Origin of the sequence: Rhizobium esperanzae (assembly GCF_014197615.1) — a bacterium.
GTDB lineage: Bacteria > Pseudomonadota > Alphaproteobacteria > Rhizobiales > Rhizobiaceae > Rhizobium > Rhizobium esperanzae_A.
Map to the genome: position 1 here is coordinate 1 of NZ_JACIFY010000003.1, position 10,830 is coordinate 10,830.

9 protein-coding genes are annotated in these 10,830 nt (G+C 62.4%); 2 read left to right on the top strand and 7 right to left on the bottom strand.

Translation table 11 applies throughout. The annotated features are described in order from the left end of the window. Positions 1-142: 142 nt before the first annotated feature. The gene (locus GGD57_RS04915; protein ID WP_184467995.1) at positions 143-427 is read right to left on the bottom strand and encodes a GIY-YIG nuclease family protein; all 285 of its coding nucleotides are present in this window, start codon (positions 425-427) and stop codon (positions 143-145) included. Positions 428-1,148: 721 nt separating this feature from the next. Here GGD57_RS04915 and GGD57_RS04920 point away from each other — a divergent pair. After that, positions 1,149-1,706 (top strand): dihydrofolate reductase family protein, encoded by a 558-nt coding sequence (locus tag GGD57_RS04920; RefSeq protein WP_184467997.1) that lies wholly within the window; start codon positions 1,149-1,151, stop codon positions 1,704-1,706. A gap of 99 nt (positions 1,707-1,805) precedes the next feature. On the opposite strand, the gene fabI is transcribed toward GGD57_RS04920, so the two are convergent. From fabI to GGD57_RS04945, 5 genes are all read right to left on the bottom strand, one after another. Beyond that, positions 1,806-2,588 carry an enoyl-ACP reductase FabI gene (fabI, locus tag GGD57_RS04925; RefSeq protein WP_184467434.1) on the bottom strand — a complete coding sequence of 261 codons (783 nt, stop codon included), beginning with the start codon at positions 2,586-2,588 and terminating at the stop codon, positions 1,806-1,808. 34 nt (positions 2,589-2,622) lie between these two features. Next, positions 2,623-3,792, bottom strand: a complete 1,170-nt coding sequence (locus GGD57_RS04930) for an acetate/propionate family kinase (RefSeq protein WP_184467436.1) — start codon at positions 3,790-3,792, stop codon at positions 2,623-2,625. 3 nt (positions 3,793-3,795) lie between these two features. Next, the gene (locus GGD57_RS04935; protein WP_184467438.1) at positions 3,796-4,761 is read right to left on the bottom strand and encodes a phosphate acetyltransferase; all 966 of its coding nucleotides are present in this window, start codon (positions 4,759-4,761) and stop codon (positions 3,796-3,798) included. Positions 4,762-4,776: 15 nt separating this feature from the next. Further along, positions 4,777-7,014 carry a DUF3141 domain-containing protein gene (locus GGD57_RS04940; protein WP_184467440.1) on the bottom strand — a complete coding sequence of 746 codons (2,238 nt, stop codon included), beginning with the start codon at positions 7,012-7,014 and terminating at the stop codon, positions 4,777-4,779. A gap of 607 nt (positions 7,015-7,621) precedes the next feature. Continuing rightward, positions 7,622-7,972 (bottom strand): Imm8 family immunity protein, encoded by a 351-nt coding sequence (locus GGD57_RS04945; protein WP_210303742.1) that lies wholly within the window; start codon positions 7,970-7,972, stop codon positions 7,622-7,624. 218 nt (positions 7,973-8,190) lie between these two features. Here GGD57_RS04945 and GGD57_RS04950 point away from each other — a divergent pair, with 218 nt between their 5' ends. Continuing rightward, positions 8,191-8,433, top strand: coding sequence for a hypothetical protein (locus GGD57_RS04950; protein ID WP_184467444.1), 243 nt, complete (start codon positions 8,191-8,193; stop codon positions 8,431-8,433). A 91-nt stretch (positions 8,434-8,524) separates the two neighbouring features. Here GGD57_RS04950 and GGD57_RS04955 read toward each other — a convergent pair whose 3' ends face one another. Next, on the bottom strand, positions 8,525-10,813 hold the full coding sequence (locus GGD57_RS04955) for a transglycosylase domain-containing protein (protein WP_246713551.1): 2,289 nt from the start codon (positions 10,811-10,813) through the stop codon (positions 8,525-8,527). Between the last annotated feature and the right edge of the window lie 17 nt (positions 10,814-10,830).

A 10,830-nucleotide genomic window follows, 5' to 3' on the forward strand; every position in this document is an offset into this window, starting at 1 on the left:
GGCGCAACACAGGTCGCAAAAATCGATCTCAAAAGCCAGCACTGAGTGTCAGGCATGTCTCCGAACATCTGTCAGGTATGTATCCGGGCTTTACACTTGACCCTGGGATCCATGCGGCTGGCACACGTGAACAAAGATGGCATCACCACAGCGTCAGATAGAGATCGTCCCACTCGGGATTCATCGCTTCGACCAAGTCGATTTTCCACTGCCGGTTCCATCGCTTCATTGACTTTTCGCGTTGGATCGCCGTGCCGATATCCCAATGCTCCTCGTACCACACGAGGCGGGTACAGCCGTATTTCCAGGCAAAGCCCGGCGTCAGCCCCTCCCGATGCTCATAGATGCGGCGCTCCAGATCGGATGTCACGCCGATATAGAGCGTGCCGTTTTTCTGGTTGGTGACGATGTAAACGTATCCTGCCATTCCAGCAGAGTGCTTGGCTGTGGATCCCAGGGTCAAGCCCTGGGATGACGGAGAGTGGGGCGATTTCTGGAGCCAGGGCAGCGGACGAGAGGTGTTGCCGAGATGCTTAAGCCCCGCCAACCGGCAGAATTCCAATCGTTCATCCACAACTGACCTCGACCGCCAAACCATGCCGACCTCCCGAAAAATCATCTCGAAAGTGTCAGGCATGTCTCCGAACATCTGTCAGGTATGTATCCGGGCTTTACACTTGGCCCTGGGATCCACAACCAAGCACGCGGCTTCAATAACTTCCCTGCAGTTGGACGCCATCTCTGTCCACGCAGTGCCAGCCGCATGGATCCCAGGGTCAAGCCCTGGGAAGACGGAGAGTGGGGCGGCTGCTGGAGCAAGAACAGCGACGAATAGGGTTGCGATTTACGTCGGCCGCGCTCTAGCTGTCTGGGCCCATTGTCTGACGGAATATGGGGTCGGTGGATAGGGGCCGGACCAAACCAGTTGGCTCGAGCATGGTCCGGCCCCTTGAAAAATAGGGCAGTACCAAAAATCCGTATTCGGCATGTCGGCGTCGGCGTCGCTCGAGCGTCCTTGGGAACATCAAGACCGTCAGCCCCGCTCTCCGCTTGCCTGAACGAGCTTTTGCATCAACGGTCCAACCGCAGAGCGCATTGCCACTGCCCCAGTTTGGAAAAGACCATAGGAGATAAAAGTGTCTGCATCAGTGCTCTTCATGTCCATGTCACTGGACGGATATATCGCGGGGCCCAACGATGAAGTAGGCAATCCCGGCGGCGACGACTTTATGCGGTTGCACGAGTGGTACGGGGATTTTTCCCGACCGACCGGACCGGTCGGGCAGTTGTGGGACGAATGGAACGCGCCAGGTGCGATTCTGGCGGGTCGGCGAACCGTGGAACAGGTCGATCACTGGGGCGGTGACAATCACGGTGTGCCGATCTTCGTACCCAGTCACAGGCCGCCCGGGCCATCCGTCGCGAATTATCCGTTGGTCAAATACGTGAACGACGGGATCGCGAGCGCTATGGCGCAGGCAAAGACCGCCGCCGGGGACCGCGACGTGTTGATGCTTGGCGCGTATACGGCGCAACGGGCGCTGGAAGCTGGCGTGCTCGACGAACTGCAAATACACCAGGTTCCAGTCTTGTTCGGAGGTGGCCGCCGAATGTTCGAAGTCTTACCATCGCGCGTCGAGTTGGAGATCGTCCGGGTGATCGATACACCCGAGGCCACGCACATCCGCTACCGCGTCCGCCGCTGAGCCCGCCGAACCAGCCGTCACTCGGTCGCAGGATTTGTGGGCATTGCGACCTTCTCACTGCACCTAGACCGGCACGACCGCGTGCGATCATGGCAGCCGCTAATCGATAATGTGATAGCCGCCGTCGATATAGATCGTATCGCCGGTAATCAGCCTGGCCGCATCATGCGCCAGGAAGGCGGTGGCCATGCCGACATCGTCGATCGACACGAGGCTGCGGGTCGGCGCGGTTTCCTGGGCCTTGTTCAGCAACGCGTCGAATTCCGGGATGCCGGAGGCGGCGCGTGTCGCGAGCGGGCCGGGTGAGATGGCGTGGACGCGGATGCCTTTGGGGCCGAGTTCGGCGGCGAGGTAGCGCACGGCGCTTTCCAGCGCTGCCTTGGCGACGCCCATGATGTTGTAGTTCTTCACCACCATCTGACTGCCGTAATAGGTCATGGTGAAGAGCGTGCCGCCGCGTTTCATCAGCGGTTCGGCGAGATGGGCCGTGCGGATGAAGGACCAGCAGGAAATGTCCATCGTCTTCAGGAAGCCGTCGCGCGGCGCGTCGACGACGCGGCCCTGCAGCGTGTCCTTCGGCGAAAAGGCGATCGAGTGGACGACGAAATCGAGCTCGCCCCAATGGTCGGAAATGGCGTCGAAGACGGACTCCAATTGGCCGGGGACCGATACATCGAGCGGCAGGAAGAACGGTGCCTCCAGCGCGTCGGCAAGCGGTTCGACATAGGGTTTGGCCTTATCGTTCAGATAGGTGACGGCGAGTTCGGCGCCAAGCGCGCGGAAAGCTCTGGCGCAGCCCCAGGCGATCGACTGGTCGTTGGCGATGCCGACCACCAGGCCGCGCTTGCCTTCAAGAAGTTTGGCCTTCATTTCCGGGATCATTATCAGCTCCGTCTCTGGTCGAACGATTTGCCCATCATGGGGCGAGCAGTGCGAATGTGTGTCGCGCGATCATCAGCTCCTCGTCGGTCGGCACGCAGTAGAGCGCGACCTTGCTTTGGTCTGTCGAGATCAGCAATTCGCCGGCCGCATTTCGTGCGGGATCGAGCGTGGCGCCGAGCCAGGCGAGCTTTCGGCTGATGCGTTCGCGCATGACAGGAGAGTTCTCCCCGACGCCGGCAGTGAAGACAAAGGCGTCCAGCCCGCCGAGGGCGGCCGCAAGCGCGCCGGCATTAAGACCGATACGATGAACGAAATGGTCGAGAGCCAGCGCGGCGCCCGGCGCTTCGCTGGCGAGCAGGTCGCGCACGTCGTTGCTGATGCCGGAGAGACCCTTGAGGCCGGATTCCTTGTAGAGCAGGTCCTGCAATTCGGCTGCCGTCATGCCCCCCTGCAGGAGGTAGAGCAGCACGCCGGGGTCTATCTGGCCGCAGCGCGTGCCCATCGGCAGGCCATCGAGGGCGGTGAAGCCAAATGTGCTCTCGATGCTTTTGCCATCCTTCAGCGCACAGAGGGAAGCGCCGCTTCCGAGATGGGCGACGATGACACGGCCACGGCCGATATCGGGGGCGATCTCGGCAAGCCGCCCCGCGACATATTCGTAGGAGAGGCCGTGAAAACCATAGCGCCGTACGCCCTCGGCGAAATAATGGGCGGGAATGGCATAGTGATCTGTCATCGGGTCGTGACCGCGATGGAAGGCGGTGTCGAAACAGGCGATCTGGGCGAGATGGGGCTGGTGTTCGAGCAGCGCGCGGATGGGCGCGAGATTGTTCGGCTGGTGCAGGGGAGCGAGCGGCGTGAAGCCCTCCAGTTCGCGCAGGATGTTCTGGTCGACGCGGACCGGGTGCGTATGGTCAGGGCCGCCGTGGACGACGCGGTGGCCGACGGCGACCATTTCGCCCTCGTGCCGCTCGCGCAGCCATTGGCCGACGAGACGCATGGCCGCCGGCAGGTCGGGTACGGTCTCATGCGGATAGGTTTCGTCGGCCAGCCGGTCGCCACCGGCACTCTTGATGGCCAGGTGCGGGGCAGTGCCGATGCCGTCCATCTTGCCTTTGACGAGCCGCCTCAGCACGCCCACCGAGGCGAAGAGTTCAAATTTCAGGCTGGAGGAGCCGGCATTGATGACGAGGATCGTGTCCATGGATCAGCCCCCTTGGATCGGCGCCGCCGTGCGTCGGGCTTCGGCAAAAAGCACGCCGACGGCGCAAGAGGCGAGGCGGGCGCGCACGCTGTCGGCCCGCGATGTCAGGATGATCGGCACGCGTGCACCGAGCACGAGACCGGCGGCATCCGCCCGCGCCAGGAACGTCAGGTTTTTCGCCAGCATGTTGCCGGCTTCCAGATTGGGAACGACGAGGATCTGTGCCCGGCCTGCCACCTGTGATTGGATGCCTTTGATCCGTGCGGCTTCGGGGTCGATCGCATTGTCGAAGGCGAGCGGTCCGTCGAGAATGCCGCCGGTAATCTGGCCACGCTCGGCCATCTTGCACAGGGCCGCCGCCTCGATCGTCGAGGGGATCTTGGAGGTCACCGTCTCGACTGCCGAAAGGATCGCAACGCGCGGCGTGCCGAGGCCGATCGCGGTGAAGAGATCGATGGCATTCTGGATGATATCGCGCTTGACATCGAGATCGGGAGCAATGTTGATCGCAGCATCGGTGATGAACAGCGTTTCGGCATAGTTCGGCACGTCCATGATGAAGACATGGCTGATACGCCGCGCCGTCCGCAGGCCCGTCGCCGACGAAGTCACGGCCCGCATTAGCTCATCCGTGTGCAGGCTGCCTTTCATGAGGAGATCGGCGCGGCCTTCGCGGATGATCTCGACGGCTTTGGCTGCCGCCGCATCGCTGTGAGGTGCATCCACCAGCTCGAAAGGCGAGATATCGATACTGTGCGCGGTGGCGACGGTGCGCATCTTTTGCACCGGGCCAACGAGGACCGGGCGTACCAGGCCCATTTCGGCCGCCTCGACCGCGCCGCGCAAGGCTGACTCGTCGCAGGGATGAGCCACGACCATCGTCATTTCGGGAGCCTGCCTTGCTCTTGCGATCAGCCGCTCATATTTCTCGTGCCGCCCGGTTTCCCCGGAGTTTTCCCATTCCGTCATCTGTCTGTGCTCCCGTTACTTTGCGCGCCTGACGGTCTTCAGCGGCGTCGGCGCCTCCAGTGATGCCGGGCCGGCGAGCGGCTCTTCGGAAACGCCGAAGAGGCCGACGATCGTCTGAAAGCGCTCCTCCGCTTCGCCTGTCAGCGCGCCGCGGGCGGTAAGCACCTGACGCAGCGAGCTCAGCGCAAGACGACGGGCGTCCTCGTCTGCGGGCAGCAGATGCGGGATCGCCGCGACGGTCGCCTTCTCGTCGATGACGAGCATCAGGAACTGGTCGCGGATCAGCGCCTTGAATTCGGCAAGCGTCATGGCCGGCATTCCGTCTTCGATGCGGCGCATCCGGCGGATGGCGGCAAAGCCGCGTTCGTCGGCGGCCCCATGGGCCATGGCGACATAGAGCAAGCTGCGGGCGAGACCTTCCTGCAGCCCGCCCTTTTCTATCCGGGCTCGCAACTCGCCAATTCGCGCTTTGAGCGTCTGGGCATGCAGCGCAGTCTTGCTCGCGCGCCGCTGCGGCTTCTCGTCTCGTGGATCGATGCCGACGGCCGCCTGAAGGAAGGGCGAACCATAGACGGTGAGGAAGGTCGCCTCGCTGATGGCCTCGATGCCTTCGCGCCAGGCGTCGAGCCCGGCAACGATCTGGCGCGAGACGATCTGTTCCAGAGCCAGGAACGGATTATCGCCGGCGACCGGACGACGGTCTTCCTCCACCTTGGCGGCCATCTCGGCGACGCGCGCCATCAGCGGATTGAGATCGGAGAGGAGTTCATATTGCAGGCGCAGCGGATGCAGCCGACGCATTCCTTCGGCCACCCGTTCCGCCATCATGGCGCGGATGAAGGGCTGGGCGAAGGTCCGGTAGAGCGAGAGATTGATCTCGGAGACCTTGGCTGCCGCCGCAAAGCGCCGGTCGTCGGCGGCATTGTTGCAGCCGAGCGCGCGTATGTCGTCCAGCGTCCTTTCCTCGCAGCGCATGATCCAATCGCCGTCGACGAGATCGCCGCCGACGGTTGCCTCGGTCTTCGCCTCGAATGTCGCCTCGTAAAGGCCGGGCGGCAGCGCGTCGATCAGGTCGATATTGCTGGAGAATTCGCCATGTTCCTTGCGGGCGACGCTGGCGGAGACGAAAATGCCGAGATGGCCGATCTTTTCGTGCACTGTGTAGACGATCGTCTGGCCATGCGAGCGTATCTCGTTGACGCTGTCATAGAGGTCGACAATCCAGCCGAGCGCCTGGGCGGGCGGGGTGATATTATCGCCCTTGGAGCAGAAGACCACGATCGGTGCGCGGATGTTCCGGAGATCGATCGCTTCACCCTTTGAGGTCTCTATGCGTCCGGCAGAGAGATTGTTACCGACGAAGAGTTCGTCGACGATGAACTGGATCTCCTCGGCGTTCAGATTGACATGATTGCCCCACCATTGCTCGAAGCCGAGGTAACGCTCCTCTTCCGTGTCGATCTTGGAATAGAGATTATACTGCTTGTTCCAGAGCGTGTTGGCGGGGTTCTGGTTCTCGAAATTCTGCACCAGCCAGGCGCCGTCGAACTTGCCGTGGCCAAGGTCTGCCATCAATGCCGTCAACCATGTGCCGCCGAGCAGGCCGCCCGTGTAGCGCATCGGATATTTGCCGCGTTCGCCGGCCCAATAGGAAAGCGGCGCGCCGGCGATGATGATCGAGCCGAAAAGCTCGGGCCGCATGGCGGCGAGCATCATCACGGCCCAGCCTGCCTGGCAATTGCCGATCACGCAGGGTTTGGCATCGGCTCCCGGATGCAGCGCAATCACCTTCTCCAGGAAGATCGCTTCGGCCGCCGCGATATCCTCGATCGTCTGGCCTTCCACCGGCTCCGGCAGGAAGCCGATGAAGTAACAGGGATGACCGGCGGCGAACGCCACGCCGATTTCGCTATCGGCCTTGAAGCCGCCGATCCCCGGTCCGTGGCCGGCGCGCGGATCGACCACGACGAAGGGCCGTCGCGTCTGGTCGATCTCTATGCCCGCGGGCGGGACGATGCGCACCAGCGCATAGTTGACGGGCCGCTCCAGCGTGCGCCCATCGAGCAGCAGTTCAGGCGTGAAGCTCAGCACATGCGGTGCGGGCGCTTCGGCATTGATGCGATACTGATTGCCGCGTTTTCGCATCACGTCCCAGAAGAGCACGCTGCGCTGGCCCGCATCTCTCAGATAGTCGAAGGCCTGGCCGAACTGGCTCGCGAGACCATGCGCGGGGAGATAGGAAGGGAACCACATGCCAAACCTCCTGGCTCACCGCGCCTGGCGGGAGCTTTAAGACTGAATGCTGGGCGAAATTCTTGATCCTCGTGCTTTCTCGGCGCATGGCGTATATGCCAATCGCTTTCTTAGCACTTGCAGCATAGGCGGGGTGCGCTGCCGCACCAACGTATCTTACGGTAGGTTACGCGGGCTTTGTCCATCACCGGTGCTTACGGATCAGCACCACCACTGGCGCCGAGCGGAGCCGTGGGGATCCGGTCTGGCAGGCAGTGGCGGAGTGTTTGTCGCCAGGCCCATTTCGAGGAAACTGGTGAGGGAACGTCCGGGCATCTGATCTCCATAGCCTGTGACCCTGGGATCCATGCGGCTGGCGCTGCGTGAAAAGGCACCGCATCCAACTGCAGGAAAACAATTAAGCAGGGGGCTTGGTTGTGGATCCCAGGGTCATCAAGCCCTGGGATGACGGAGTGTGGGGCGGCTTCTGGAGCAAGGACAGCGACGAATACGGTTGCGATTTATGTCGGCCTCGCTCTAGGGAAATAAGGACGATGCCTGTCCGGCGCAACGGCATGCGGCATCGGCCCATTGCAGCCGCGCAGACCATCCCGCGCTGGATTGCTGATCAGAACCTGTAGCGGTATTCCCACTCGCCGATGCCGTCGATCTTCAGCATCGTCGTGTGAGGACTTTTCCCGGCATCTTCTTCTGAACATTTCGCCTTGAGAAACTCATCAAGAGCGCTTCGGTCAAATCGGGGCAGGAAGATCACATTACGTCCGCTGATGACCTGATGCCCGTGTTCCCGCATGAACCATGGAAGCGAACACACAAGAACGCTAAATGCATCCCGACCGCTGCCATTGCCGACATAGAAGTCCATCCAGAAGCCGAAGTCACTGGGATCTTCAGGCTGCCAGTCATCCTCTTTAGGAATGTAAAATCCCTTGTATTCCCACGCCATGCCAGCCAACATCAATGTCCGTTTACTGTTCGTGTCCGATAACCGTAGGGACCGACACACATGCCTGCAAGCTTTCAAGCCATCAACAGCAACCTATCACGCCGATCGGATTCAGCTATTGCAGGGGTCAAAGGCCGATGGCGCCTTCGAAGCAACTCTACATAGCATTTTCACCAAATGGAAAGCTCCAGGCGGCATATCAAGTGGATCTGCACTGGAGAGCCTGACGCATGCGTTTTTTAAAAGTTACTGCTTCGATTTGGCTGGGCCTCGTTTCTCTCGGCGTGGCCCTCGCTTGCTTTGGACTTCAAAAACAACCAGTTATGCTCGCCCTAATTTTAGGCTGCGCACTTGGGCATGTGCTCGCCGCGAAAACAATTGCTGCAGATCACGGCTATGCCGCAAAGGCAAATATTCTTGCGATGATACCTGCCGTAATAATAGTCGGAATTATGTTCAGCTCATACGAGTAGAGCAGCCTACAGTTAAGGCTACAGGCCCTCGACGCTAAGTGCAGGATTGCTGAGTGTGCGACAGCCGCTTACGACGGACGACGCGACCTTCTCACTGCACAAAGACCGGCACCACCGCGGAGGTTTCGTCGCGGTAGGGCAGGCGGATCTGGAAGCGGTGTTCACCCCGCTGGATGGGCCAGAAGACAGGCTGGTCGGGGTCGGTGACGGCGAAGGGCTGGCCGTCGACATACCAGACGATTTGCGGCACATGCGGCTGCACATCGGCCTTCAGCGGCAGCCGGTCGAACGCGGCCGGCTGTTCCGGATTGCGCCAGATCTGGCTGTTGCGGGCGGGTGCCGATATGGCGAGATGGATCTTGGCGTTGGCATCGCCACCGGCGAGCGCATAATTCGGGCTCTTGCCCGCTGTTGCACTGATCGGGATAGACGTAAGGCCGGCGTCCGGGCGAGGCGATGGCGCAGCCGCCTTCGGCATCTCGTCGGGCTTCAGCCATTCCACCAGCGTCCGGCTGCAGCCGTTGTCGTCTGTCTGTCCGTTGACGAGGCAGACCTGCATGGGCTTGCGGTCCGGCGGTGTCGGAAACCGCGCATCGGCGATGTCTCCCGGCTTGTTGCCGTGGACCCGGTCGATGATCGCGTGCACGAGGCGGGCGGCACTACCGGCGCCGGTCATCCGGCTCATCGTGCCGTCGTCGCCCCGCCCGATCCAGACGCCGACGATGACCTTTTCCGAATAGGCCACGGCCCAGGCATCCCGGTAACCTTGCGAGGTGCCGGTCTTGATGGCGACGGGGAAGGGATATTCCAGCGTGCCGTAGCGGTGGAAGCTCGGCAGCCGGGCCTGCGGATCGGAGAGGAAGGAGGTGATCAGCCGGGCCGTATCGAGCGAAATCACCCGCACGGATTGCGGCTGCGGCTGCTCGCGCGCCCAGCGCAGATCCTGCAACTGGCCGTCATTTGCCAGCACGCCATAGGCCCGCATCAGCCTGTCCAGGCGTGTCGGCAAGGAGCCGATCGCCATCGACAGGCCGAAATGATCGGCCGGCGTTTCCAAATCGTGCAGACCGAGATCGCGCAGAAAGCGGAAGGTCGTCTCCAACCCGATGCTGCGCAGCAGATTGGTGGCGGGCACATTGCGCGAATTGGCGAGCGCCTGGCGCGGCAGCATGGGTCCGAGGAATTCGCGGTCGGCATCGCCGATGCCCGCTGCGCCTTCCGGCAGATCCAGCAGCATATCGGTCGGCTTCAGCACGCCGCGCTCGAAGCCCAGCGCGTAAATGAAGGGTTTGAGCGTCGAGCCGGGGGAGCGCTGCGTCCGCGTATAGTCGAAGGCGCCGGCATGCCTGCCGTAATAATTGCTCGACCCCACCTGGGCGAGCACCTCGCCGGTTTGACGCGACACCACCATGACGCCGACTTGCTGGGCGCCCGCAGAGCGCCAGCCGTCGAGATATTGCCGCGCAAGAGCGGTGACGTCGGCCTGCAGGCCGAGGTCGATCGTCGTGTGGATCAGCGGCGCAGCCGCCGAGGCGGGTGCCACCAGGCCGGTCTCGATCAGGTCGTGATACCGCAGGATCAGGTGCAGGGCGTCCGGGCGGCGCGGCAGGTCGGGCATCCGCATGGCGTCGAGCTGGCGGTGGGCGATCTCCGCCTCGTCGGCGGCAAGGATATTCTGTTTCGCCAGCGCCTCGAGGATGTGATGACCGCGGTGAACGGCCCGGCGCAAGCCCTGCGGCCGCAGCGGGTTCATCCGGGTCGGCGATTGCGGGATGGCCGACAGCAGCGCGATCTCGGCCCAGGACAAGTCCGCCACCGGCTTGTCGAAATAGAGCCGCGCGGCATGGGCGATGCCGTGGCTGCCGTTGCCGTAAGGCGCCAGCCGCAAATATTGCGCCAGCGTGGCGTCGCGGCCGTAACGCAGGGTCAGCAGCACACCGGTGCCGGCCTCGAGGATCTTGTGCGTGAAGCTGCGCGATTCCGGCTGCTGCATCCGCGCCACCTGCATCGCAATGGTCGAGGCGCCCGAGCGGCGCCCGACGCCACTGAGATTTTGCCAGGCTGCCCGGCCGACCGCATAGGGGTCGACGCCGATATGGTCGTAGAACCGCCTGTCTTCGAGGGCAAGCGTCGCCTTGACGACGCGGTCGGGCAATTGCTCCAGCGGCCAATAGCCATAATCGATGCGCCCGCTCGTGCCGTCGGCATGGCCGATCTGCGTGAGGAAGGTGCCGCTGCGATCATAGAGGATCGGCGTCGGCGAAGGCGCGATCAGCTGGGCGCGCTGATCGATGAGATAGGCATAGGCAAGGGCCCCCGCTGCGAGAAGCAGCGAGGAGAAAAGAACGAGCTTCGATCGGCGCCTTCCCAAGAGTGTCATTAGCCGGCTGACTGGCT

Bases quoted from the DNA above. Each gene is read 5' to 3' on its own strand.
- GGD57_RS04915 (WP_184467995.1), bottom strand. From the start codon at position 427: ATGGCAGGATACGTTTACATCGTCACCAACCAGAAAAACGGCACGCTC.
- fabI (WP_184467434.1), bottom strand. From the start codon at position 2,588: ATGATCCCGGAAATGAAGGCCAAACTTCTTGAAGGCAAGCGCGGCCTG.
- GGD57_RS04930 (WP_184467436.1), bottom strand. From the start codon at position 3,792: ATGGACACGATCCTCGTCATCAATGCCGGCTCCTCCAGCCTGAAATTT.
- GGD57_RS04935 (WP_184467438.1), bottom strand. From the start codon at position 4,761: ATGACGGAATGGGAAAACTCCGGGGAAACCGGGCGGCACGAGAAATAT.
- GGD57_RS04940 (WP_184467440.1), bottom strand. From the start codon at position 7,014: ATGTGGTTCCCTTCCTATCTCCCCGCGCATGGTCTCGCGAGCCAGTTC.
- GGD57_RS04945 (WP_210303742.1), bottom strand. From the start codon at position 7,972: ATGTTGGCTGGCATGGCGTGGGAATACAAGGGATTTTACATTCCTAAA.
- GGD57_RS04950 (WP_184467444.1), top strand. From the start codon at position 8,191: ATGCGTTTTTTAAAAGTTACTGCTTCGATTTGGCTGGGCCTCGTTTCT.
- GGD57_RS04955 (WP_246713551.1), bottom strand. From the start codon at position 10,813: ATGACACTCTTGGGAAGGCGCCGATCGAAGCTCGTTCTTTTCTCCTCG.